Here is a 25,812-nt window from a genome sequence, read left to right on the forward strand (position 1 = left end):
CTTTAAAAAGACTCTTTTATATTTATGTGTTTTCTATTTCCTCTTGTACAAGCTCCCAATCTAAAAGTAACTTATCTAACTCTGCTTTTTTCTTATTGTATGCGATAAAGAATTTTGCATCTTCAATATGCTTATCGTAATTGGATGCGAGCATCTTGTCATCCTGCTGAATGTCTCTTTCTAATTGTTTGATTTGGCTTTCCACCTTACTCAGTTTATTTTGTAAAGCTTTCCCTTTTTTCTGATCTTCGTATGATGCCTTATTACTTTCTTTAGGAGAGGTTACTTTTTGCGCATCTCTTTTCTCCACTTCACGCATATTTTCCATATTGCGTTGTTCTAAAAAATAGTTGATGTCTCCTAAATATTCCTTTATTCTCTGGTCTTTAAATTCATAAACTAAATTAGACATTCCTTGTAAAAAATCCCTATCATGCGATACTAATAAAAGAGTTCCACCAAATTTTTGCAAAGCGGCTTTCAAAACATTTTTAGATTTAATATCCAAGTGGTTTGTAGGCTCATCCATTAATAAAACATTAATGGGTTGTAACAACAATTTACAAAGCGCTAAGCGGTTTCTTTCGCCTCCAGAGAGAACCTTTACCTTTTTCTCTACATCATCTCCTCGAAACAAAAAAGAACCTAACATATCACGCACTTTCATTCTATTAGTATCTGCAGCTGCGTCCTCCATAGTTTGAAGTAAAGTTATTTCTCCATCAAGATATTCTGCTTGATTTTGAGCAAAATAACCCAATTGTACATTATGTCCTAATTTTATATTTCCCATATATTCAAACTCGTCAACTATCGCTTTTATAAAAGTTGATTTTCCCTGACCATTTTGACCAACAAAAGCAATTTTACTACCCCGTTCAACTAAAAGATTTATATCTTTTAAAATTGTTTTATCACCATAACTTTTTGTAACATGCTCTGCTTCTATTACTACTCGCCCTGGTTCTTTAGAAACGGGAAAAGTTATATTCATCACTGAATTATCATCTTCGTCAACTTCAATACGATCTACCTTATCTAACTTTTTAATCAATGACTGCGCCATAGAGGCTTTAGAAGCTTTAGCGCGGAACTTTTCGATTAATTTTTCGGTCTCTTCAATTTTTTTAGCCTGGTTTTTTTGTGTTGCTAGTTGCTTTTCTCTAATTTCATGGCGTAAAGTTAAATACTCAGAATAAGGCTTATTAAAATCATAAGCTTTACCTAAGGAAATTTCAATTGTTCTATTAGTAACATTATCGAGAAACATTTTATCATGAGAAACAATTACTACAACGCCAGCGTAATTACGAAGAAAGCTCTCTAGCCAGATGATACTTTCAATGTCCAAGTGGTTTGTTGGTTCATCTAGCAATAAAATATCATTTGCTTGTAATAATAATTTAGCTAATTCAATACGCATTCTCCAACCACCAGAAAAAGTCTCAGTTTGATTATCAAAAACTTCTCTTTTAAATCCTAAACCAAGTAAAATTTTCTCTGTATCACCAACATAATTATAGCCACCAAGTAATTCAAAACGATGCGTATAATCAGATAGATCTTCGATAATTTGGCTATATTCATCACTTTCATAATCGGTACGAGTGACTAGTAAATGATTGATCTCAGCTAATTTCTTTTCAACAATTTTTATATCTGTAAAGGCTTCATAAGCCTCTTCGAGCACGGTTCTTCCTTGTTCGAAATCAATGTCCTGACGCAAAAAGCCCATTCGTACTTCTTTTTCAGTTGCAATTTGACCAGAATCAGGTTTAAAATCTCCAGCAAGAATTTTAAGCATTGTAGATTTACCTGCACCGTTCTTTCCTACAAGTCCTACTCGATCTCCAGCACCTAGACGAAAGGTTACTTCTTCAAACAAATAAGTACCACCAAAAGAAACAGATAAATTATGTATATTAAGCATGTATTGTGATTTTATTCCTTTTTGAATTCGTAAATTTGTACTTTCAAAAATAGAAAAATTAAATTTTTTGCAAATGTTAAAAAAAGGATCCAAATTATATAGCATTTTAACAGGAACTTGTCCAAAATGCCAAAATGAAAGTATGTATTTCGATAAAAATCCGCTACACTTAGGAAATATATTAAAAATGAATGAAAACTGTAGTCATTGTGGTTTACACTATCAATTAGAGCCTTCTTTTTTTTACGGGGCAATGTATGTTAGTTATGGACTAAATGTAGCCATAGGAGTTGCAGCTTTCTTAGTATCATTTTTTATTTTTGGAGCTGGACTAAAAGTCGCATTTATCTTGATAATAATAGCAATTATTTTATCATTTCCATTTGTTTTGCGTTGGTCACGAAACATTTATATCAATATGTTCGTGTCTTACAATTCTAAAACTAATTTAAAATAGTTATAAGCTAATATATTTAATTTTTAAATCGATTTATGTTTATTTCTTTATTTAATGGGACTTGATATTCTATCGATTCAAAAAGCGCCTTCGCCATTGCAGGTCCAAGCATTACTCCTCTTGTACCTAATCCATTTAAAACATGTACATTTTTAAAATCTTTATGCGTCCCCACAATAGGGCGTCTGTCCTTCACCGTAGGGCGAATTCCTGCAAAATGTGAAATAATCTCAAAATCACAGTTTATTATTTCTTTTATCATTTCAATAAGCTCGTTTTTCCCCTCTTCAGTTGGCAAGTTTGTCTTGTCTTTCCAATTGTAAGTTGCTCCCACTTTGAATAAGTTATTACCCAATGGTAAAATAAATACGCTAGTGTTTACTATTAAATTTAAACATAAATTAGGTGCTTTAATAATAAAAAGCTCCCCTTTAGTACCATCTAAAGGTAAGGTGTTAAAAAAGGGATTCGAATGAATGCCAAAACCTTCTGCAAAAACGATATGTTTAGCTTTTAAATCTTTATATATAACATAGTCGTTTATGAGTTGTACATTTTCATAATTAAAAGCACTCTCTTCAAATAGGCCATTTGCTTCTAAATAGGCTCTATATTGTTTTAAAAGTAAAGCTGTATCCACATAACCACTTTGTAAAACTTCTCCATAGCCATAAGGGGAATATATGCCATCAAATTTTTCGAAACGTAAATTAGTAGATAAAAATGGCGCTAATGCTTTTTTATCTGAAGCAGTAAACCAATTATTTTGTTCTTCAATATTAAAAAATTTTCTCAATATTGGTATTTTAAAATCTACTTGAATAGCAAGTTTACTTTCTAAAACACCATAAAATTCGTTCATTAAAACCAATTGTTCTTGCGCTTTCCAAACTTCGCTAAAACGCTTTAAAATAACTGGATTATAAAGGCCACCTGCTATTTTCGATGAACTTTGAGAATTATTATCCATTACATAAATAGATTTACCGTTTGTAATGGCTACTTCTGCAAAAGAAATTCCAGCTAATCCACAACCAATAATTAAATAGTCAATCATTTTTTCTAACTTTTATGAATATCATGGTTAAAAAAAAACTCCTGCCAGTGCGGTAGGAGTTGTTTCTATATCATTAACTATTATTAGTAATTCCACATATCTGATTCGAAATTTCTAATCTTATCTTTTACTCTTTCTGATTCTAACAGCTGCTTTTGAGCATTATCTTTCATGTACTCCTCAACTGTTCGATCACCGTACACGTTTTCTTCTTTATAAATAACACTATTAAAACGTCTAGAATTAAGTATTTGATCAAATGAGATTGGCATCGCTGAATTTTTCTCATTAAAAGCTTTTGCATCATGCAATACATCTCTAGCTGCAGGGAAAAATACCCAAAATAACTCAATATAATCTTTTACTTCACTATTTATAGAATATACGTCCGGAGTTACTGGACAAATTCCAAGTAGTCGATATTTTAATTCACTTTGACGTTTATCAAAATACCAATATCCTTTTATTTTATATTCGGTCACATCTGCAGCAGATAAATCTTGCTTTAAAATATACTCATCAGAAATTTTATTACCTGCATTTATTTGCTCTCTTCCTGCATCAGTTGTATCAATTCTTGTTAAAGAAGCTTGGATGTCTTGCAATGATTTTTTAGTGTTAAAATAACTGTCTGTATACACTTCTGTTATTTCTCCACTCTTCATAGCTCTTGTCAAAACATCATATAAGGATCTTCTGTCTGAACCTATGTTTGCAGTATCAATTGGAAAGTATAAAGCAAAATTAATTCTTTCGCTTAAATCTATGATTTCCCACGTTGTTTTACCCATTAATACATCTCTATCATGAACATATCCGTAAGACAAAGGCTTATCGTTATCAGAATCTAATTGTGCTATGGATTTTAACCCTATTTCATCGGGTGTTTTAGCATTTAGCAAATTAGATTGACCAAAAGATGTGACACCACCGCTAATAAAAACTACTGCAATTATAAAAAATTTTACATTCATGATTTTATCCTTATAAGATATTTAGCAAGCAAAAAACTTGCTTGTTATTGTATTTCAAAAATTACTGGAGCAGTTCTAGGTAGTAAATAACTACCAGCACCAACAAGTTTTGTTTTAATTTCAGAAATAGTAACTTGATCACCTCGTCCAGCTTTAGCAAGAACGGCTTTACATTGTGCATTTAATCTATCACCTTGAACAACAACAGTAGGTTGTCCCGCAATTTTAAGATTAAAACCAACAACGGTTAAACCAACTTCAAAGTCAAAGTCAACCAGCTTAGCTCCAATAGTGGCTATTTCCAAGTTTGATTTCGGCCCCTTAACTACGCCCATCTCTCCTCTAATAGTTCCTGTTGGACCGGGAATTCCTTTAATTCTGAATGCTTTTTTATCAGATACTTTAGACCCATCATTAAGTGTAGCAGTAACATTTATAACAACTTCATTTCCTGCACCTGGACTCATATTGTACTTACCACCGCCTGCAGAGCTAAGTCCTGGAGCAGATACGTTTACTTTATCACTAGCAACACCGGCAAAAGATATTGTCATAGGATTAACAACACCTCTATAAACAACATTCATCTTGTCAGCAGAAATAGTTGCTGAATTAGGACGTGGAACAACTACATAATTACCTTTAAATTTAAGAGGAATAGTTTTTCCATCTTCTAAAAAACTAAATTGCCCATTGATAGCTTGCTCGCCAACACTCCCCGCAGTTATTTCAATAACAGCTTGTCCGTTTACGATCCTACCAGGTCCTGAAAACGCCGTAGGAGTTGTATTTTTATCGTATCTTCCTAAAACAACTTTACCTGTCACTTTTTCACCTTGAAAGTAAGCACTTTTATCAAGAACAACAATAGCTTCATAATTACTATATGAAGCAGCAGCAACCGCTGCCTTCCCCAATAAAGTATTGTAAACGTCTGTTTCTGTTTTCTTAACATCATTTTGCCAAGCAGATAATTTTGCTAATGACGCAACGGCCGGAAATCCTTTAAAGTGATAATCCAAGTAGTCAATTGCAATACCATCTTTGTTTTTAACTTTTGATAAATCAAACTTACTTTCAACATCAGCGATAATCGAAGCTAATTTTTTGTTGTCACCTAATGCAAGTTTCATATCAGCCTTATATCTCTCAACGGTGGTAATAACTTCTTTCCCCTTAGCAGAGTAACCCGCTGGGCTAAACCATAAATTATCTATATTATCTCCCTTATCCATTTCTTCGTAAGGCAACTTACCGGTTTCAGTATTAGCTTCAGTCCCTACTAAAACATCCGATTTTATTTTAGCAATATAATCATAAAAGTTTTTTGTAATAGTCTCTACTTTATGTGCTGTAGTTGAAGCTGCTGCAAATTCTCCTCCAGCTTCAGACGCCTTTGCATCTAATCCTGCTAACATTTGTGAGTTAGACATTTCTGCGGAAGCATTTGAGCTTTCAAATTTTTCATTCATTAGTCCAAAAGCGGATAATACTTCTTTGGACATATTTAATGCTAACATTGCGATAAAAACCAAATACATTAGGTTTATCATCTTCTGTCTAGGGGTTAGTTTTCCTCCTGCCATATTTTCTAAATAATTAGTTTGTTAATATAATAGTTCGAAACTAATTATCCCTTGTTATTCATTGCAGAAAGCATTCCACCATATACACTATTCAAAGACGACAAATTACTAGTCAATGATTGCATTTGATCTTTTAACTTTAAGTTATTTTCAGCAACTTCTTCGTTAATTTGGGCATTTCTCGAAGCGCTTTGCAGCTGTATTTTATATAAGCTATTTAATGATTCCATTTGGGCTGCCGCTAAAGTTAACTCTTCGCTATATTTTTTTGTAGAAGCTATTGAATCGACAGTAGGAGCAATTCCTTTGGCTGCTAATTCAAAGTTTCTAATACTACTACCTAAACTTGCCATTAATTCACCATCAATTTTAGCATCCTTTAACATGACATCTAACTTTTGAGACAACAATCCTTGAGTGTCTTCTGCTGCTACTGTAATTCTATTTTTCGCAAGAAGATTTGCATCTTTAAGCTCAGGATAAACCATTTCCCACTTGTATTCATCATCAACAGGCTCGAAAGCTGAAAGAGCAAAAATAGCAGCTTCAACAACTAAACCAATTGTAAGCATTAAATTACCTGTTATAATTCCAAATTCGATATGCGTAATTTTGAATAATGCTCCGATGATTACTACTGCTGCTCCCATACCATAAGCAAAGTTCATTACTTTTTTGTTCAATAATGCCATAATAATTTTGTTTTTAAAATTTTGATAGATTTGGTTTTTGTTACTTCTTTTTTATGTTTCCAGTAGTTTGAAGCCCCATGTAATCTTGTACAGTTCTAAAACCAATGTAACTTCGTGCTGAATCAGCGTACTCATAGTCTCTGGTGCTCACCTGTAGGAAATAAGCAACATCCTTCCATGAGCCTCCACGAAGTACTTTACGTTTGTTTGAACTATCCTGAACATTAGGATTCATTGATGAAACATATTCGTAAGCATTTGAATCATAAGAAGAGTCAGTCCACTCAGAAACATTTCCTGCCATATTGTATAAACTATAACCATTTGGGTCATAAGATTTAGCCTCTACTGTATATAACGCCTCATCAGCTGCGTAATCACCCCTGTTAGGTTTGAAGTTAGCTAGGAAACAACCTCTATCATTTTTAGTGTAAGGCCCACCCCAAGGATAAGTAGCAGATTCTAATCCTCCTCTTGCAGCGTACTCCCACTCTGCTTCTGTTGGTAGTCTGAAACTATTAACTAAATCACGTCCTTTTTTCTTTGATTTAATATAGGTATTTTTATTTAGTGTTCTCCAAGCACAAAATGCTTTCGCTTGAGTCCATTTTACACCTACTACAGGATATTCTCCATATGCCTTGTGCCAGAAATAATCATTGTGCATAGGCTCGTTATACGAGTAAGCAAAGTCTTTAATCCACACAGTGGTGTCAGGATAAACCTTTACTTCTTCTGTTTTTATAAATTCTTTTCTATTTCCTACTTTCGCTTTGGCTGCAGCCTGAATATCCATCCAAGAGTAACGAAATTTTAATTTGTTCACGTCCATAGTTCGCAGTCCGTTGTATGATTCTGAAATGGGAATATACATTGAATCCATAACTTCAGTATAATATTCATCAGGATACAACTTTGTATCTTTGATCAATTTTACTTTTCTGTTTAGTTTTCTACCTGCATATTCATCATCAGCCGTACCTACACTATAGTAGTTATCTGTCATATACTTATCATACGCAGTCATTTTACTAGGATCAGCATCATCAAAAGCAAAATCACCAATACTACCAGCATTTTTACCTTTACCAGTTCCGGGCTTTTGCCCACTCATGTCAGCTAAAATTGCTAATCGTACTCTAATAGTTGAGTCTTTTACCCATTCAACAAATTGACGGTACTCACTATTTGTAATTTCGGTTTCATCCATGTAAAATGAACGAACTGTTACTGTTTTTGTAGGCGCATCTTCCACATTAGCTAAATCAGCATCTGATTTACCCATTATAAAAGCGCCTCCCGGGATCAATGCCATACCGTAAGGTTTCTCGGGATGCCATTTTCCACCATTAATACCAACTAATTCTCCTTTATCACTTGATCTACCACAGCTGACAAGTAGGGTTACAATTGTAGCAAAAGCTATGAACTTCTTCATTTAATTTGGGGATTATCTATTCATTATTTTTAAGGATGTAAACCTATTTAATTTTTTTTACAAAAACAATATTTTTATTAGAAACAAAAATATTTATATAAAGTATTCTTAAATAAGTCGTAAAATGCTTTAAACAATATTTTTTCGCTGTGCTTTCCACCATCTTTCAGGTAATTCTTGATTGCAGGCTAATAAATATTCGTCAAAAGAACAGGGTAATAACGTATTTCTTTTTAGTTTATTATTGCCATTTGAAATAAATGGGATTTCAATCCACCATCGATCTGTTTTATCGCTTTTATAAAAAACAAGCTCTTCCTCTTCTAGAGGCACAGTGTATTTCAAATAATTTTCTTTGCTTCCAAAAGGATATTCATGCGAACGGTATTGATAACCTTCTATAAAATACCATATGATCTGAGCTACCAGCATAGACTCTGCAACTGTATTATTGTGATTAAAGATCCCTAAAGACGATACTTTATCGCTAATTCCAGCATATCGTGCTAAAGAACATATTTCTTTACCATTAAATCCGTTGGGTTGAAATGAAATAAAATTACCAGAATCAGATGATTTAATAGAGTTTAAATCAATGCTTACAACATCTGCATCTCTAAAAACGGGTTCAGCAATCGCAATATTTTTAGATACCTCGCCTAACCTATAAGCATCAAAATATAATTTTTCAATTAAGTCTATTTCTTCTTGCGAGTTAAAATAAGTTTGATATCCTAAATTGCAGTAATTAAAGAGATTATTGGGCTCATCAATAATTATCTGAGTCAAATACGAAGTTGCAGAAACATCGTCATTCTCTTTACCAAAATCAAAACTATTATCAATAGAAACCAAGTTTACCATTTGTTCTAAATCGTCATAACTTCTATAAATAGCATAGGTGAGATCTTGCGAACCTCCAATTACAATTGGAATAATTTTTTTCTTGATTAAACTTGAAATAACTTTCTCAAGTGCAAAATAAGTGTCTTTAATAGAGTCGCCAGCTAAAATATCTCCTAAATCAGCGATAGATGCGTCCCAGTTACCAGGAAACAAACCGTATAATTCTTTTCGAATAGGAATTAAATCAATATCCGAAATTGCATTTTTATCTCCTCGATTATCGAGAACACCAATAATTGCAATTTTAATCTTATTTAAATCAGGAAATTGTTCATTTGTGTGTAAAACAATTTTACTTCCTAATTGCTGAGATGTCAATCCACTTATATATTTTAGTATTTCATCATCAATAGATCTTAGAAAATCAAATTCCATTTTAATATATTTTTATTCTACAATCCTACCTTTAAAAACATTAGTAAGACTAGATGTTATGAGCCACGGTTTACTATTTTTTTTTTGCAATAGCCTTCTTTACTACTGGTTTTTTAGCAGCTAATTTCTTTGCAGGTGCTTTTTTAGCAGGCGTTTTCTTGGCAACCATTTCTTGAACTTCTTCCAGTGTTAATTTTGAAGCATCAACATCTTTACTTAGTTCTATTTTAATTTTTCCTTTAGTAATTACGGAACGTCCCCAACGAGCTTTTTCAACTAAAATTCCTTCGTCTTCCCAGTTGTGCAAAACCTTATCAATATTTTTCTGTAATTTATCCTCAATAAGCGCTTCAATGTCCGACTGCGATAAATTATCAAAATCGTACTTTTTGCTTACATTAATAAACAAACCATTCCATTTAATAAATGCCCCAAAACGACCCACACCCTTTTGAACTCCTTCTCCTTTATATATAGCAATTGGAGCGTCAGCGAGTGCTTTTTCATCAATTAATTCTTTCGCTCTGTCAAAGTCTACATCCAAAGGATTTTCACCTTTTGGCAAGGAAACAAACGCTGCTCCGTGACGAATGTAAGGGCCATAACGACCATTACTAACCTCAACTTCTTCGTCTTTATAGTTTCCAAGATTCTTTGGTAATAAAAATAAATTTAAAGTTTCCTCTAAAGTAATATTACCAATGTTTTGCTCGTTCATCAAACTAGCGAATTTTTTCTCCTCGTCATCCGCAGCTCCAATTTGAGCCATAGGTCCAAATTTCCCTAAACGCACTGAAACTGGCTTTCCTGTTTTTGGATCAGTCCCAAGAATTCTTTCACCACTTTCTCTTTCAGCATTTGCTTCAACATCTTTTACATTTGGATGAAACTGATCGTAAAACTCTTTCATCATCACTGCCCAGTCCACATTTCCTTCAGCAATTTCGTCAAAATCTTGTTCAACTTTAGCAGTGAAATTATAATCTAAAATATTACCGAAATTCTTTACCAAGAAATCCGTTACAATAGTTCCAATATCTGTAGGAACGAGTTTTCCTTTATCAGAACCTGTATTTTCTTTCAACAACTTCTCCCCTAATTTCCCTGCTTGTAACGTAAGTTGGGTATAATTGCGCTCTTGACCGTCAAGATTTCCTTTCTCCACGTAATTTCTGTTGATAATCGTAGAAATTGTTGGTGCATAAGTAGAAGGGCGACCAATACCTAATTCCTCTAACTTTTTAACTAGTGAAGCCTCAGTATATCTTGCAGCTGCACGAGAATAACGCTCGGTGGCTGTAATGTAATTGTTTTGTAATTTTTCATTGACTTTCATCGCTGGCAACATTCCTTCTTGCTCTTCCTCATCATCATCGTGACCTTCTAAGTAGACCTTCAAAAAACCCTCAAAAAGCAAAACTTCACCAGAAGCTGAGAATATTTCGCCGTGATTATTTGCTTCAATTTTTACGTTTGTTCGTTCTAATTGTGCATCACTCATTTGCGAAGCTAACGTTCTTTTCCAAATCAGGTCGTATAAACGCGCTTGATCTCTATCAATATTCACTGTATGAAGTGACATATCTGTAGGGCGAATTGCCTCGTGCGCTTCTTGCGCTCCTTTACTCTTGTTGACAAAAGTTCGTGGTTTAGAGAACTCCTTACCATAGGATTTAATAATTTCTGCCTGAGCTGCCTCCATTGCATCTTTAGAAAGATTCACACTATCGGTTCTCATATAGGTAATAAGTCCCGCTTCGTATAAACGCTGTGCTAATTGCATCGTAATTCCAACAGGAAGGTACAATTTACGAGCTGCCTCTTGTTGTAAAGTTGAAGTTGTAAAAGGTCCTGTTGGTGATTTTTTAGTAGGTTTCGTTTCTAAATCCGATACCTTATATGCCGAGCCTATATTTTTACTTAAAAAAACTTCAGCTTCTTTTTTAGTATTAAAATTTTTAGGCAGTTTGGCTTTGAATGACTTTCCAGCTTCGTTAGTGAATTCAGCAACTACAGAATAAGTTGCAACAGATTTGAAGTTCTGAATTTCTCTTTCACGTTCCACAATTAATCGAACAGAGACTGATTGTACACGACCAGCGGAGAGGCCGCCTTTTATTTTTCTCCACAAAACCGGCGATAATTCATAACCCACTAATCGATCAAGCACTCTTCGCGCTTGTTGCGCGTTTACCAAATTATAATCTATTTCACGTGGATTATCAATTGCTTTAAGAATAGCGTTTTTTGTAATTTCGTGAAATACAATTCGTTTTGTTTTTGACTTATCTAATTTTAATTCTTCGGCTAAATGCCAAGAAATAGCCTCACCCTCGCGATCTTCATCACTCGCTAGCCATACCATATCGGCTTTTTTAGCTAGTCCTTTTAATTTAGTAACTAAAGCCTTTTTATCAGCAGAAACTTCGTATTTAGGTTTAAAACCATTTTCTACATCTACCCCAATTTCCTTCGAAGGCAAGTCAGCTATATGCCCATAACTGGACTCCACTTGAAAGTCACTTCCTAGAAACTTCTCGATTGTTTTTGCCTTTGCTGGTGACTCTACTATTACTAAATTCTTTGCCATATCCCGTTTGTTTATGTCGGCAAAAGTATATGATTTTTTTAAATTTTGAGTTTTTTAAAATTTAAAAGTCAAAATAAGCATTGAATTGCTGATTTGAAAGTATTAGGATTGAGTGAAATTTTATAAAAATCATATTTAATATAGGAATGAAAGATACCAAGTAGAATCTCGTTAATTCAAAGATTACCTCTGATTAAATTGTAATCAAATTTATTTTATTCGCTATATTAAAACAATACTTGAAATGATTATCCGAGTTTACTTAATCATATTAATACAAAGTGACTTATTGAAATAAAAATATAAATAGAGGCAATTTATTCGTATTACGGATGAACTGCATCCTCGAACAGCTGACACATTCTATATTTTATTATCATTCTTCAATGCCCTAAATAATGTTAATTATTAATTTTACATATTGTAACAGCTAAAATTTTTTACTTTGAAAAAGAGCATCAGAAACGTTTTTATCTCTAAAACAAAAAGACAAGATTACGGAAAAAGCTTAGATTGAAAAACTAATACTACAATTTACCCGCTACAACAACATTGATACCGATTTCTTCTAGTTTCATTTTAGTTTCGATGTCGATACCATCATCGGTAATAAGAACGTCTATTTTGTTCAAATTACAAATTTTACCAAAACCTCTAATATTCATTTTAGTAGAATCAGCTAGGACGATTACTTTCTCGGCGACATCAATCATAGCTTGATTTAAATGGGCTTCCAAAGCATTAGAAGTACTCAAACCAAATTCTAAATGAACTCCGTCAGTACCCAAAAATAATTTATTACAAGAAAATTGACTTAATATTGCTTCGGCGATAGGCCCCACTGCTGAAGTTGAACTGTTTCGAATATCTCCACCTAATTGTATAGTATCAACGCGCTCTTCTTTACAAAGCTCCAGAGAAACTTTTAACGATGGCGTAAGCACCGTTAGCTTATGAAAACCTTTAATAATTTGAGATAAATAGTGAATATTAGAACCCGAACCTAAGATAATATAATCACTATTACTTATATATTTTAATGCTTCTTCTGCGATTTGCTTCTTTTGCTCCACTTGCATCTCCTCTTTGTCATCAATATTACGCTCAAAAGCGTAAAGCGCTTTTTTACTTGCTCCCCCATGCATTCGATGTAACAACTTTTCATTTTCTAAATAATTTAAATCCTTACGTATTGTAACAGCCGAAACATTATGAGTTTCACATAAATCGATTACATTCACATACCCTTTTTGCTCTAATTCACTAAGTATGTCTTCCTGTCTTCTATTCATCCTATCTATTCGTTATAATTACACAATTATAGCTGTTTTTTTCTCATAAACACAATTTTAAGAAAAAAATTATAAAGAAACAGCAAAATGTTTCATTTAGTTTCATTATGTTTGTAAAAAGAAAGTAAATATATAATATTTATAAATAAAAATTTCATTATGAAACTAAACGAACAATTAACAAAAATAAAACAAACTCCTATATGGGATGTAATTGTCATTGGTGGAGGTGCCAGCGGTCTCGGAACTGCTCTGGATGCCGCCAGCAGAGGATATAAAACCATTTTAGTTGAAGCAGTAGATTTCGCAAAAGGAACTTCAAGCCGAAGTACTAAATTAGTTCATGGCGGAGTGCGTTATCTAGAGCAAGGTGATATTTCTCTTGTTAGAGAAGCACTTAAAGAACGAGGATTAATGGCTCAAAATGCTAGCCATTTAGTAAAAAATCAGTCTTTTGTAATACCTAATTACAATTGGTGGGGAGGTTACTTTTATACCTTAGGACTTACTATTTACGACCTCTTAGCAGGGAAATTAAGTCTTGGAAAATCTAAATATATTTCAAAGAAAAAAACAATTGAATTACTTCCTACAATAGAGCAAAAAGGTTTAGTAAGTGGCGTTATCTATCAAGATGGCCAATTTGACGATTCCCGTTTAGCAATAAACATAGCTCAAACTGCTGTAGAAAAAGGAGCTTGCCTTTTAAATTACACTAAGGTTGTTGCCCTACACAAGGATGATAAAAATCAAGTTACAGGTGTTCAAGTTAAAAATCAAGAAACCGGTGAGTTATTCGACTTAAAAGGGAAAGCGATCATCAATGCAACAGGCGTGTTTACTAATGCAATAATGAAACTAAACGATACCGTTTATAAAAAATACATTGTTCCAAGTCAAGGAATACACCTGGTATTTGATAAATCATTTCTACCAAGCGATCACGCTTTGATGATACCAAAAACGAGCGATGGAAGAGTTTTATTTGCAGTGCCGTGGCATAATAAAATAGTTGTAGGAACAACAGATACCTTAATAAAAAATCATAGTCTCGAGCCAATTGCATTAGAAACTGAAATTGAATTTGTCCTAGAAACTGCACAGCGATTCTTAGCAAAAAAACCTACTCGAGCCGACGTGCTTTCTGTTTACGCAGGACTAAGACCATTAGCTGCACCAAAGGAGCCAGGGAAAAGTACTAAAGAGGTTTCAAGAAGTCATAAAATAATTGTATCCGATACAGGACTAATAACGATCACTGGAGGAAAATGGACAACTTATAGAAAAATTGCCGAAGACATCATCGATAAGGCTATACGCGTACGCAACCTACCAAAAAAGATATGCAAAACAGAACACATTGCAATTCATGGAAATAAAACAACTAACGACAAAGACCGCGAAAATCATTTGTACATATACGGTACGGATATTACTAAAATAGTAGAGATACAAAATCAAGAACCCGAATTAAAAGAGAAGCTGCATCCTGATTACGATTATACAATGGCGGAGGTAGCCTGGGCGATTCGCAATGAAATGGCAAGAACAATTGATGATGTCTTAGCGAGAAGAGTTCGCTTATTATTCTTAGATGCTCGTGCGGCGATTGCTTCGTGTGAAAAAGTAGCGCAATTATTAGCAAAAGAATTAGGTCATAACGAGGCATGGGTACAAAACCAAATAACAGAATTTAAAGCGCTTGCTAACGGATTCCTACTTTCAGAATTTAAAAAATAATACTACTAACCAAAAAACAGTATAACCATGAAAAACAAATTAATCTTAACATTAGATCAAGGAACTACGTCTTCAAGAGCTATCGTCTTTAACCATGACGGTGAAATCGTAAGTGTTTCTCAAAAACCTTTTAAACAGCTATTCCCTAAGCCAGGATGGGTAGAGCATAATCCTAATGAAATTTGGTCTTCTCAAATAAGTTGCGCTGCAGAGGTGATTGCAAAGCTTGGTGTTTCAGGCAAAGAAATAGCTGCTATCGGAATCACTAATCAGCGCGAAACGACAATAGTTTGGGATCGAGAAACTAGCGAACCTTTGTACAACGCAATTGTTTGGCAAGATCGCCGAACGGCAAAATATTGTGATGAATTAAAAGCATCAGGATATGCAGAAATGATTCAAAAAAAGACAGGATTAGTTTTAGATGCATATTTTTCTGGCACTAAAGTAAAGTGGATTTTAGACAATGTAGAAGGAGCACGAGAAAAAGCAGAACAAGGAAAACTATGTTTTGGGACCGTAGATACTTGGTTAATCTGGAAACTAACGCGCGGTAAAATGTTCATGACTGATGTTTCGAATGCAAGTCGAACATTATTACTAAACATTCATACCTTGGAATGGGATGATGAATTACTTGAATTATTCGACATACCTCGATCCATGTTACCGGAAGTGAAGCAAAGCAGCGAAATATATGGCGAAACTAGTACTACATTATTTTCTACTAAAATTCCAATTGCCGGTGTAGCCGGAGATCAACAAGCGGCTCTCTTTGGACAGTTGTGCACCGAACCTGGAATGGTCAAAAACACCTATGGAACAGGCTGCTTCATGCTAATGAATACAGGAAGCAAACCCGTTTATTCTAAAAATAATTTACTTACCACAATCGCCTGGAAGATCAACGGCAAAGTGACTTATGCCTTAGAAGGAAGTGTTTTTGTAGGAGGAGCAGCAGTACAATGGTTGCGAGACGGCGCTAAAATGATTGATTCTGCAGAAGAAATAGAAGCGTTAGCTGCCAGTGTGCCTGATAATGGCGGGGTTTATTTTGTGCCTGCTTTGACAGGTTTAGGCGCACCACATTGGGATCAATATGCTAGAGGAGCTATTCTCGGTATAACAAGAGGAACCACAAATGCGCACATCGCGCGTGCAACCATAGAGGGAATTACCTATCAGGTTTACGACTTGGTAAAATCAATGGAAGCTGATTTTGGAAAAAAAGGAAAAGAGTTAAGAGTAGATGGCGGAGCTGCAGTAAATAATTTAATGATGCAGTTTCAATCTGATTTGTTCGGCTTTAATGTAATTAGACCTAAGATGCTTGAGACAACAGCATTAGGGGCTGCTTATTTAGCTGGTTTAGCTGTAGGTTATTGGAAAAGTATTGATGAATTACAGGCACAATGGTCTGTTGATCGGATGTTTTCTCCAGAAATGCCAAAAGCAGAAGTGGACCAACTTGTAAAAAATTGGGATAAGGCCGTTGGCCGTGCAGAAAACTGGATCGAAGATTAGACCTAAAACAGAAAAAAAGAAGATATGACACCATTTATAGCAGAAATAATTGGCACAATGTTAATGATTCTTTTAGGAAACGGCGTAGTTGCAAACGTGGTTCTAAAAGGTACAAAAGGAAATAATTCAGGATGGATTGTTATTACTTCAGGATGGGCATTTGGAGTTTTCATTGGTGTAGTCGTAGCAGGCCCCATTAGCGGAGCGCATCTAAATCCTATTGTAACTCTTGGTCTAGCACTTATAGGAAAATTTGCTTGGAGTGAAGTGGTTACTTACGTTATCGCCCAAATCATTGGAGCGATGTTAGGCGCTTTTTTAGTTTGGCTCTCGCATAAAGATCATTTTAGTTTCACTGATGATGAAGGCGGAAAACTAGCTTGCTTTAGTACAGGACCTGCAATAAGAAATTATTCCTCTAATTTAATCAGCGAAATCATAGGAACATTCGTCCTGATTTTTGTGATTTTTTATCTCTCAGGACCAGATCTAAGCATCGCAGGTGCTGCTGACGCAAAAATTGGGCTAGGTTCAATAGGAGCCTTACCCGTTGCTATTCTTGTGTGGGCAATTGGGCTAAGCTTAGGAGGCACAACAGGGTATGCAATAAATCCCGCCAGAGATTTAGGCCCTAGGATCGTACATTCCTTGCTTCTAAAAGGGAATAGTGATTGGAATTATGCCTGGATTCCTATTGTAGGTCCAGTTATTGGATCAAGTTTAGCTGCACTAGTATACGTTTTGCTTAGTTAATACTTCGTTTAAAAAAACTAAATCATGAAAAAAACACTAATTGCCGCTGTACTTTTATTTACAGGGTTAACTGGATACGCTCAAAAAAAAGTTACTTTAGATACAGTAGTAACGCGCTCAGATGAGACAAAGATATCTCGATTAGACTTTAATGTCAACCTTAGAACGAGTCATTTATGGAGAGGACTAGTGATCAATGACGGCATGACCGCCACTGGTTACCTCCATTATGCACTGGACAAGGAACGAAACTTTACTGTTGGATTTTGGGGAGGAGCAGGTTTCGATGGAGACTATACTGAAATAAATTATTTTGTACAATACCAGAAAAATAATTTCTCCATCGCCATATGGGATTTGTTCAATACTACTGGTATTGAAACACCAAAGGTTTTTAATTATGATAAAAACAGTACCACACATCTTATAGATTTGCGAACTTCCTATCGTTTTCCAGAAGCATTCCCTCTACGCATCGAAGCAGATGTACTGCTCTATAGCGGTTTAAATGATCGTGAGTTAGACCGAGGCAACTACTATCGTAGCAGGAACTCCACTTATGTAGAATTTAGCTATCCAATTATTAGAGATCAAAAAGTAAATCTCAATGTCTTCCTGGGAGCTGCTTTCCCTATCACAGGAGGCAAACACTTGTATACCAGCAAAGTCGAAAGTGATTTTGATATCGTAAATACAGGTATGACTGTTACTAAAAACATCGAAATATTTGCTTACAAACTACCTGTTTCGGCTACTGCCATGTGGAACCCTGCTAACAAAATAGCAAGAATCCAATTGGACATTGCTCTATTCTAACCATTTAATTTTAATTTGTTGGTTAAAGACTCTCTTATTTAGGAGGGTTTTTTTTATTTCACAAATTAAAATTTTTACTTAGCCCAGATTAAAGTAAAAAGCCCGGAGTCCCTTTGTTTCGGTTTTATTAGTACTACAAAGTGACTGAAAGAAGCTCTTGTAGTGCTTTATAAAAACAAACAAAGATACAAGGACTTGAAACGGAAAGCTGGAAAGAGCTCCTAATGATTTCAGATGTTCGAATAATGATTCTTTAATGCAGGTACATTGGAAAAAAAACTCTAACAGTAGCTCATTTAAAAAACAAAAGTCAATTTTAACATCGTAAATAAGTAATTAGAAAGCTACTGTCTAAAATTCCTCAAATTTTGTTAAATCTTCGTCTGACATCTTGTCACTTCTATTGCAATTGACTTATCTTTGTCAACTGAAAAAAGACAATGGAAAAGATAATTGAAGAAAGCAAACAAGGTGAAAGCCTCGTTCTCGAAAATAAACCTGAAAATACTAAAAAACTTTTTATAGAGAGTTATGGCTGTGCGATGAATTTTTCGGATAGCGAGATAGTAGCTTCCATATTGTCTAGTAATGGATACAATACGACTCAAATACTTGAAGATGCTGATTTAGTTTTGGTAAATACTTGTTCAATTCGGGACAAAGCAGAGCAAACTATTCGAAAACGATTGGAAAAATACAATGCTGTAAAACGTATTAATCCAAAAATGAAAGTAGGCGTTTTGGGCTGCATGGCTGAACGATTAAAAGAAAAATTTTTAGACGAAGAAAAAATTGTAGATCTTGTTGTAGGTCCTGATGCGTACAAAGATTTGCCTAATTTATTAAGTGAAGTCGAAGAAGGACGCGATGCTATAAATGTGATTTTATCAAAGGATGAGACGTATGGCGACATTTCTCCTGTACGATTGATGAGCAATGGAATTACCGCATTAGTATCTATAACTCGTGGTTGTGATAATATGTGTACGTTTTGCGTTGTGCCTTTTACACGTGGTCGTGAACGCAGTCGTGAACCACAAAGTATCATCAAGGAAATTCAGAATTTGTGGGACAAAGGCTTTAAGGAAATTACCCTTTTAGGTCAAAACGTTGATAGTTATTTATGGTATGGTGGTGGATTGAAAAAAGATTTTCAAACAGCATCTGAAATGCAAAAAGCTACAGCAGTAGATTTTGATCATTTACTTGAAATGGTTGCTATTGGTTTCCCAAAAATGAGAATCCGTTTCTCGACTTCAAATCCACAAGATATGCATGAGAGCATTTTACACGTCATAGCTAAATATCCTAATATATGTAAACACATTCACTTACCCGTTCAATCAGGAAGTAATCGAATTTTGAAGGAGATGAATCGTTTGCACACTCGCGAAGAATACATGACTTTGATTGATAAAATAAGAACTATTATTCCTAATGGATCTATTTCGCAAGACATGATTTCTGGTTTCCCAACGGAAACGGAAAAAGATCACCAAGACACTTTAAGTTTGATGGAATATGTGAAATATAATTTTGGTTATATGTATTCGTATTCGGAGCGTCCTGGGACATTGGCAGGAAGAAAAATGAAGGATGATGTACCTGAAATTATAAAAGCCAGAAGATTACAAGAAATTGTGGATCTCCAACAAAAACATGCGTGGTTTCGCTCTGAGGAATTTATTGGACAAATAGTTGAAGTTTTAGTTGAGAAAGTGTCAAAAAAATCAACTGAAGAGTTTTCTGGAAGAAATTCACAAAGTATTACCGTGGTTTTTCCAAAAGAGAATTATAAAATTGGGGATTTTATAAATGTAAAAATTACAAGTTGCACAAGTGGAACTTTAAAAGGAGAAGCTGTAGGGTTATCCCTAATGAATTAAAATTCCAACCGCAAATTTCACAAATTTCCGCAAATGCATTCTTATAAAAATTGAATATGAGTGATACAAATGAATATTACTACAAGAAAAACGAAAACTATGAAATAGTAGGTCTTTGCATGGAAGTGCATAGAATACTTGGCCTAGGCTTGTTAGAAATTGTATATAAAGACGCTTTAGAAATAGAATTCAAAAACAATAATATTCCTTACGAAAGAGAAAAAGAGTATAATGTAGAATACAAAGGAATTATTCTACAGCATAAATTTTATGCTGATTTTGTTGTTTATGATGATATAATACTTGAAGTAAAATCAGTAAAAGAGATTAGTAATGATCATCTTGCGCAAACCCTAAATTATATGAAGTTAGCAGATACTCCAATTGGAATAATCGCAAACTTCCAAAACAAATCTTTAGTTCATAAAAGACTGATAAACACTTAAAACATAATTTGTGAAAATTTGTGTAATTTGTGGTTAAAAAACAAATAATGAGATTGCTTTGCTTTGTGCCACGCAACTCCTCGCAATAACATATGGAAACAGTTCAAAACATAAAACAACGGTTTGAGATAATTGGTAACGACCCAAAGCTTAATCGTGCGATAGAAAAAGCCATTCAAGTTGCTCCTACTGACATTACAGTATTAGTAGCGGGAGAAAGTGGTGTGGGAAAAGAAAACATTCCTAGGATTATACATTCCCTTTCACATAGAAAGCACGGAAAATACATTGCTGTAAACTGTGGTGCCATTCCAGAAGGAACTATTGATAGTGAACTTTTTGGGCATGAGAAAGGTGCTTTTACAGGTGCAACAAATACGCGTGAAGGTTATTTCGAAGTCGCTGACGGAGGTACAATTTTCCTAGATGAAGTAGGTGAATTACCACTTACTACCCAAGTTCGTTTGCTTCGTGTTCTTGAAAATGGGGAATTCATAAAAGTGGGTTCGTCACAAGTTCAAAAAACGAATGTGAGAATTGTAGCTGCAACTAATGTAAATTTATTTGATGCTATCGAGAAAGGGAAGTTTCGTGAGGATTTATATTATCGTTTGAGTACCGTTGATATTGTTTTGCCACCATTACGTGATCGAAAAGAAGATATCCATTTGTTATTTAGAAAATTCGTCGCTGATTTTGCCCATAAATATAAAATGCCACCTTTAAAATTAGATGAGAATGCGATTCCTTTATTGCAGAAATTTAGATGGAGCGGAAACATTCGCCAATTGCGAAATGTAGCTGAACAAATCTCAGTTTTAGAAACAAATAGAGACATAACTGCCGCTACTTTACAATCCTATCTTCCCGAGCAAGGCAGTAATTTACCATCTGTTATCAAAGATAAAAAGAGTGAAAGTGATTTTAGTACGGAACGAGAGATTTTGTACAAAGTGCTTTTTGACATGAAAAGTGATTTGAATGATTTGAAAAAATTAACCTTAGAACTAATTCAAAATGGAAGTTCAAAAGTGCAAGAAACAAATCAGAATTTGATTAAAAAAATATACGGTTCCAAGGACAATGACAGTGAAATTGATTTTGAAGAACAACCAAGAGGCGCTTTAATCACTTCTCAACGAAATGAAGATTTGTATCAAGAGACTGATGATAATTATCTTTTTGCAGAAACAATAGAAGAGGTAGAAACTTTAAGATTAGAGCAAAAAGAGATTGAAATGATAAAAAAATCATTAGAAAAAAATAAAGGGAAAAGAAAAGCTGCCGCAGATGAATTAGGAATTTCTGAACGCACTTTATATCGAAAAATTAAACAATTTGATTTGTAACAATAAAAAAGTTCAAAAGAGCAAAATAACTTTACTTTTGAAAAGTAAATTAAAGCCACTAGCATTTTATTAAATTAATATGAAAAAAATATATTTATCAGTACTATTCATAGTTCTATTGGCAACCAATAGTTGTTCTGTATATAACTTTACTGGAACCGGCAAAATTGATGCAAAGAATTTTCAAGTTGGATTTTTTCAAAATAATGCCGAGCTAATAGAGCCTGGAATTGATAGAACATTTACGCTAGAACTACAAGATTTGATTCAGAATCAAACCAATTTAAATTTGGTCAAAAATAGTGCTGACTTAACTTATGAGGGCGAAATAGTCGATTACCGAATCAGCCCAATGACCGCAACCGCAGATCAAAGAGCGGCGCAAAACCGACTAACTATTAGAATAAATGTTCGTTTCACCAATAAAAATAAAGAAACAGACGATTTTGAGAAATCTTTCTCATTTTTCTTTGATTATCCCGCTGAGCAACAACTAGCAGGAGCTACGTTAAATGCTGCATTAAAAGATATATTTGAGCGAATCACTCAAGATATCTTTAATGAATCTTTAGCAAAATGGTAAGAAATTGAGCAGTAAATGGAACTTCTATTCAATCAAAGACACTCAATACATAGACCGAAATATTGGCTATTCATTACCAAATATTAAACACTGATTACTGAAACACGCAAAAATGAATGTAACTGACTATACTTATTTGATTAACCAACCTGACGCAATCAATGAAAAGCAAATAGCAATTCTCGATAGTGTCTTGGCTGATTTTCCCTATTTTCAGAACGCACGAGCAATCCAATTAAGAGGTCTCTATAATCAAAATAGCTTTCAATATAATGCTACATTAAAAAAAACAGCAGCATATACTACTGATAGGTCTATTTTATTTGATTTTATCACATCAGATAGATATACATCGATTGACAAAGCTTTACATGAAAGAAAAATCCTTGATAGTAAGAAAGTCGATAGTGAAATTCTAATTAATGACGATAAGTCACAGATTAAAGTAACCAAACTAGAACAGTCAATTTTAACTTCAATAAAACAGTCATTACCTTTAGCACAGCCGCACTTATCTTTAAATATTGAGGAAAAATTAGCGATTGGTAAGCCATTAGATTTTTCTAAAAAAGAGCAACATTCCTTTCAAGAGTGGCTTCAGCTCTCGAGTACACAACCCATCGATAGAGAATCGACAGTTAATAAAAATGAATCAACGCTCGAATTAAATGTAGAAAAAAGAAAAAAAACTGAACTGATCGATAAATTTATTGAAACCAGTCCAAAAATCTCTCCTGTAAAACATGGCGTCCCTTCTACCGCAACATTTGATTTGAATGCAAGCGACAATTCTTACTTGATGACAGAGACATTAGCAAGAGTTTATTTAGAGCAAAAAAAGTATCAAAAAGCGATTCAGGCTTATGAAATATTAATTTTGAAATATCCAGAAAAAAGTAGTTTCTTTGCAGACCGCATAACGGATATTAAGATTTTACAACATAACAATAATTAAACAATGAGCACATTTTCAATTTTTTTAGTTTTAATAACTATAGTTTGTTTTCTATTAATCGTGGTTATAATGGTTCAAAACCCCAAAGGTGGTGGATTGTCCTCTACATTAGGTGGTTCTCAGATGATGGGAGGAGTGCAAAAAACAACTGATTTCTTAGATAAAAGCACTTGGATGCTTGCAACGATTTTAATTGCACTTATATTACTTTCTAGTCTAAGCTTTACGGGTTCCTTGAGTGATACTGATTCTAAAATTATTGATAATACAACAACAACTGCGCCATCAGCTCCTATTCAAAACGTACCGGCTGTTCCAACTCCAGCTAAATAAAAATATATTTATAATTTTAAAATGCCAGCTTGTCAAAGCTGGCATTTTTTTTAAGAAAATGTGGCAGTTATTTTTAGCTGGCATAATTTCTGAACTCAAAGTGATATAGGAAATATAATTTAATTAAACATAAAATCATGGATTTAAACATCAAACCACTTTCAGACAGAGTTCTTATCGAACCGGTTGCGGCTGAAACAAAAACTGCATCAGGGATTTTTATTCCAGATACAGCTAAAGAGAAACCACAAAAAGGAACTGTTGTTGCCGTTGGAAATGGCACAAAAGAACATATAATGACTGTCAAAATCGGGGATTCTGTACTTTACGGAAAATACGCTGGGACTGAATTAAAATTAGAAGGAAAAGATTATTTGATAATGAGAGAGGATGATATTCTTGCGATTATTTAAGAAATAATAAAATTTGAGAATTACAGTTTAAAAAGAACAATAATGAGGATGGGATGGCTTAGTTCCTCGCAATGAAAAATAAAATGGCAAAAGATATAAAATTTGATATTGAAGCACGTGACGGATTAAAACGTGGTGTTGACGCATTAGCAAATGCAGTAAAAGTAACTCTTGGACCAAAAGGTCGTAATGTAATTATTGGAAAATCTTTTGGTGGACCTACTGTTACTAAAGATGGAGTTACGGTTGCAAAAGAAATTGAGTTGAAAGATCCGTTGGAAAACATGGGTGCTCAAATGGTTAAAGAAGTAGCATCAAAAACTAATGATTTAGCTGGAGACGGAACTACAACTGCTACAGTTTTGGCACAAGCAATAGTAAAAGAAGGATTGAAAAACGTGGCTGCTGGAGCAAATCCTATGGACTTGAAACGCGGAATCGACAAGGCGGTTGAAGCGATTGTTGCTGACTTGGCCCAACAAGCTAAAGTAGTAGGAAGTGATTCTGAAAAAATTAAGCAAATTGCATCTATCTCGGCTAATAATGACGAAGTAATTGGTGAGTTAATCGCAACTGCTTTCGCAAAAGTTGGAAAAGAAGGTGTAATTACTGTTGAAGAAGCTAAAGGAACGGACACTTATGTGGATGTTGTTGAAGGAATGCAATTTGACAGAGGATATCTTTCTCCATATTTTGTTACAAATTCAGAAAAAATGGAAGTAGAATTGGAGAGTCCTTACATCCTTTTGTACGACAAAAAAGTATCTTCATTAAAAGAATTGTTACCAGTTCTCGAGCCAGTTGCTCAATCTGGAAAACCATTATTAATTATCGCTGAAGATGTTGATGGTGAAGCATTATCTACATTAGTAGTAAATAAATTACGTGGAGCTTTGAAAATCGCTGCTGTAAAAGCACCTGGTTTTGGAGATAGAAGAAAAGCAATGTTAGAAGATATCGCCATCTTAACTGGCGGAACTGTAATTTCTGAAGAAAGAGGATATACGCTAGAAAACACGACCATCGAAATGTTAGGAACTGCTAAAAAAGTAACTATCGATAAAGATAACACTACAATTGTAAGCGGTGCTGGTGAGGCTGACATGATCAAAAATCGTGTGAACCAAATTAAAGGTCAAATGGATGCTACAACTTCTGATTATGACAAAGAAAAATTGCAAGAACGTTTAGCTAAATTAGCTGGTGGAGTTGCAGTTCTTTATGTAGGTGCTGCTTCTGAAGTAGAAATGAAAGAGAAAAAAGACAGAGTTGATGATGCGCTTCATGCTACTCGTGCCGCAGTAGAAGAAGGAATTGTTGCTGGTGGTGGAGTTGCACTTTTGAGAGCTAAAAATGCGCTTAGCACAATTGTACCAGAAAACGCTGATGAAGCTACAGGAATCCAAATCGTATCTCGCGCAGTTGAATCCCCATTGAGAACTATTGTTGAGAATGCTGGTCTTGAAGGTTCAGTCGTGGTTGCTAAAGTAGCTGAAGGAACTGGCGATTTTGGATACAATGCCAAAACTGATGAGTATGTTGATATGCTTTTAGCTGGAATTATTGATCCTAAAAAAGTAACTAGAGTAGCTTTAGAAAACGCTGCTTCGGTTGCGGGAATGATCTTGACCACTGAATGTGCTTTAATCGACATAAAAGAAGAAAATGGTGGTGGAAACCCAATGGGTGGAGGTATGCCAGGAATGATGTAATATCG

General features: G+C 34.4%; 22 protein-coding genes. 13 read left to right on the forward strand and 9 right to left on the reverse strand.

From position 1 onward, the window contains the following. Positions 1 to 22 precede the first annotated feature (22 nt). A complete protein-coding gene (locus BUA99_RS07345; protein ID WP_072990648.1) occupies positions 23 to 1,930 on the reverse strand; it encodes an ABC-F family ATP-binding cassette domain-containing protein in 1,908 nt (635 codons plus the stop codon). 73 nt (positions 1,931 to 2,003) lie between these two features. Here BUA99_RS07345 and BUA99_RS07350 point away from each other — a divergent pair, with 73 nt between their 5' ends. Beyond that, positions 2,004 to 2,387, forward strand: a complete 384-nt coding sequence (locus tag BUA99_RS07350) for a DUF983 domain-containing protein (protein ID WP_072990243.1) — start codon at positions 2,004 to 2,006, stop codon at positions 2,385 to 2,387. A 16-nt stretch (positions 2,388 to 2,403) separates the two neighbouring features. Here BUA99_RS07350 and BUA99_RS07355 read toward each other — a convergent pair whose 3' ends face one another. The 8 genes from BUA99_RS07355 to BUA99_RS07390 form a co-directional block, all read right to left on the reverse strand. After that, complete coding sequence (locus BUA99_RS07355; protein ID WP_072990245.1) at positions 2,404 to 3,444, reverse strand: NAD(P)/FAD-dependent oxidoreductase; 1,041 nt, start codon at positions 3,442 to 3,444, stop codon at positions 2,404 to 2,406. A gap of 83 nt (positions 3,445 to 3,527) precedes the next feature. Further along, a complete protein-coding gene (porN, locus tag BUA99_RS07360) occupies positions 3,528 to 4,418 on the reverse strand; it encodes a type IX secretion system ring subunit PorN/GldN (RefSeq protein ID WP_072990247.1) in 891 nt (296 codons plus the stop codon). Positions 4,419 to 4,462: 44 nt separating this feature from the next. Further along, positions 4,463 to 6,004, reverse strand: a complete 1,542-nt coding sequence (porM, locus tag BUA99_RS07365; protein ID WP_072990249.1) for a type IX secretion system motor protein PorM/GldM — start codon at positions 6,002 to 6,004, stop codon at positions 4,463 to 4,465. 44 nt (positions 6,005 to 6,048) lie between these two features. Further along, positions 6,049 to 6,696, reverse strand: a complete 648-nt coding sequence (gene porL / locus BUA99_RS07370; RefSeq protein WP_072990250.1) for a type IX secretion system motor protein PorL/GldL — start codon at positions 6,694 to 6,696, stop codon at positions 6,049 to 6,051. Positions 6,697 to 6,736: 40 nt separating this feature from the next. Next, on the reverse strand, positions 6,737 to 8,134 hold the full coding sequence (gene porK / locus BUA99_RS07375) for a T9SS ring complex lipoprotein PorK/GldK (RefSeq protein WP_072990251.1): 1,398 nt from the start codon (positions 8,132 to 8,134) through the stop codon (positions 6,737 to 6,739). 129 nt (positions 8,135 to 8,263) lie between these two features. Beyond that, positions 8,264 to 9,415, reverse strand: a complete 1,152-nt coding sequence (locus BUA99_RS07380) for a formimidoylglutamase (RefSeq protein ID WP_072990252.1) — start codon at positions 9,413 to 9,415, stop codon at positions 8,264 to 8,266. 73 nt (positions 9,416 to 9,488) lie between these two features. Further along, on the reverse strand, positions 9,489 to 12,005 hold the full coding sequence (gene topA, locus BUA99_RS07385; RefSeq protein ID WP_072990253.1) for a type I DNA topoisomerase: 2,517 nt from the start codon (positions 12,003 to 12,005) through the stop codon (positions 9,489 to 9,491). A 527-nt stretch (positions 12,006 to 12,532) separates the two neighbouring features. Continuing rightward, the gene (locus BUA99_RS07390) at positions 12,533 to 13,297 is read right to left on the reverse strand and encodes a DeoR/GlpR family DNA-binding transcription regulator (RefSeq protein WP_072990255.1); all 765 of its coding nucleotides are present in this window, start codon (positions 13,295 to 13,297) and stop codon (positions 12,533 to 12,535) included. 159 nt (positions 13,298 to 13,456) lie between these two features. Between BUA99_RS07390 and BUA99_RS07395 the strand changes: the two genes are divergently transcribed. From BUA99_RS07395 to groL, 12 genes are all read left to right on the forward strand, one after another. Continuing rightward, the gene (locus BUA99_RS07395) at positions 13,457 to 15,037 is read left to right on the forward strand and encodes a glycerol-3-phosphate dehydrogenase/oxidase (RefSeq protein WP_072990257.1); all 1,581 of its coding nucleotides are present in this window, start codon (positions 13,457 to 13,459) and stop codon (positions 15,035 to 15,037) included. Between the two features lie 27 nt (positions 15,038 to 15,064). Beyond that, positions 15,065 to 16,561, forward strand: a complete 1,497-nt coding sequence (gene glpK, locus BUA99_RS07400) for a glycerol kinase GlpK (protein ID WP_072990259.1) — start codon at positions 15,065 to 15,067, stop codon at positions 16,559 to 16,561. Positions 16,562 to 16,585: 24 nt separating this feature from the next. Further along, positions 16,586 to 17,314, forward strand: a complete 729-nt coding sequence (locus tag BUA99_RS07405; protein WP_072990261.1) for an MIP/aquaporin family protein — start codon at positions 16,586 to 16,588, stop codon at positions 17,312 to 17,314. Between the two features lie 24 nt (positions 17,315 to 17,338). Further along, positions 17,339 to 18,130, forward strand: coding sequence for a hypothetical protein (locus BUA99_RS07410; protein ID WP_072990263.1), 792 nt, complete (start codon positions 17,339 to 17,341; stop codon positions 18,128 to 18,130). Positions 18,131 to 18,570: 440 nt separating this feature from the next. Next, a complete protein-coding gene (miaB, locus tag BUA99_RS07415) occupies positions 18,571 to 20,016 on the forward strand; it encodes a tRNA (N6-isopentenyl adenosine(37)-C2)-methylthiotransferase MiaB (protein WP_072990265.1) in 1,446 nt (481 codons plus the stop codon). Positions 20,017 to 20,072: 56 nt separating this feature from the next. Continuing rightward, complete coding sequence (locus tag BUA99_RS07420) at positions 20,073 to 20,462, forward strand: GxxExxY protein (protein WP_072990268.1); 390 nt, start codon at positions 20,073 to 20,075, stop codon at positions 20,460 to 20,462. 92 nt (positions 20,463 to 20,554) lie between these two features. Then, positions 20,555 to 21,811 carry a sigma-54 interaction domain-containing protein gene (locus BUA99_RS07425; protein ID WP_072990271.1) on the forward strand — a complete coding sequence of 419 codons (1,257 nt, stop codon included), beginning with the start codon at positions 20,555 to 20,557 and terminating at the stop codon, positions 21,809 to 21,811. Positions 21,812 to 21,890: 79 nt separating this feature from the next. After that, complete coding sequence (locus BUA99_RS07430; protein ID WP_072990274.1) at positions 21,891 to 22,394, forward strand: LptE family protein; 504 nt, start codon at positions 21,891 to 21,893, stop codon at positions 22,392 to 22,394. A gap of 112 nt (positions 22,395 to 22,506) precedes the next feature. Further along, positions 22,507 to 23,349, forward strand: a complete 843-nt coding sequence (locus tag BUA99_RS07435; RefSeq protein WP_072990276.1) for a tetratricopeptide repeat protein — start codon at positions 22,507 to 22,509, stop codon at positions 23,347 to 23,349. 3 nt (positions 23,350 to 23,352) lie between these two features. Then, entirely contained in the window at positions 23,353 to 23,682 is a 330-nt protein-coding gene (gene secG, locus BUA99_RS07440) for a preprotein translocase subunit SecG (protein ID WP_072990279.1), read from the forward strand. 137 nt (positions 23,683 to 23,819) lie between these two features. Beyond that, positions 23,820 to 24,095 carry a co-chaperone GroES gene (locus BUA99_RS07445; RefSeq protein WP_072990282.1) on the forward strand — a complete coding sequence of 92 codons (276 nt, stop codon included), beginning with the start codon at positions 23,820 to 23,822 and terminating at the stop codon, positions 24,093 to 24,095. An 83-nt stretch (positions 24,096 to 24,178) separates the two neighbouring features. Next, complete coding sequence (groL, locus tag BUA99_RS07450) at positions 24,179 to 25,807, forward strand: chaperonin GroEL (RefSeq protein ID WP_072990285.1); 1,629 nt, start codon at positions 24,179 to 24,181, stop codon at positions 25,805 to 25,807. Positions 25,808 to 25,812 lie beyond the last annotated feature (5 nt).

Origin of the sequence: Flavobacterium segetis (genome assembly GCF_900129575.1) — a bacterium.
Classification (GTDB): domain Bacteria; phylum Bacteroidota; class Bacteroidia; order Flavobacteriales; family Flavobacteriaceae; genus Flavobacterium; species Flavobacterium segetis.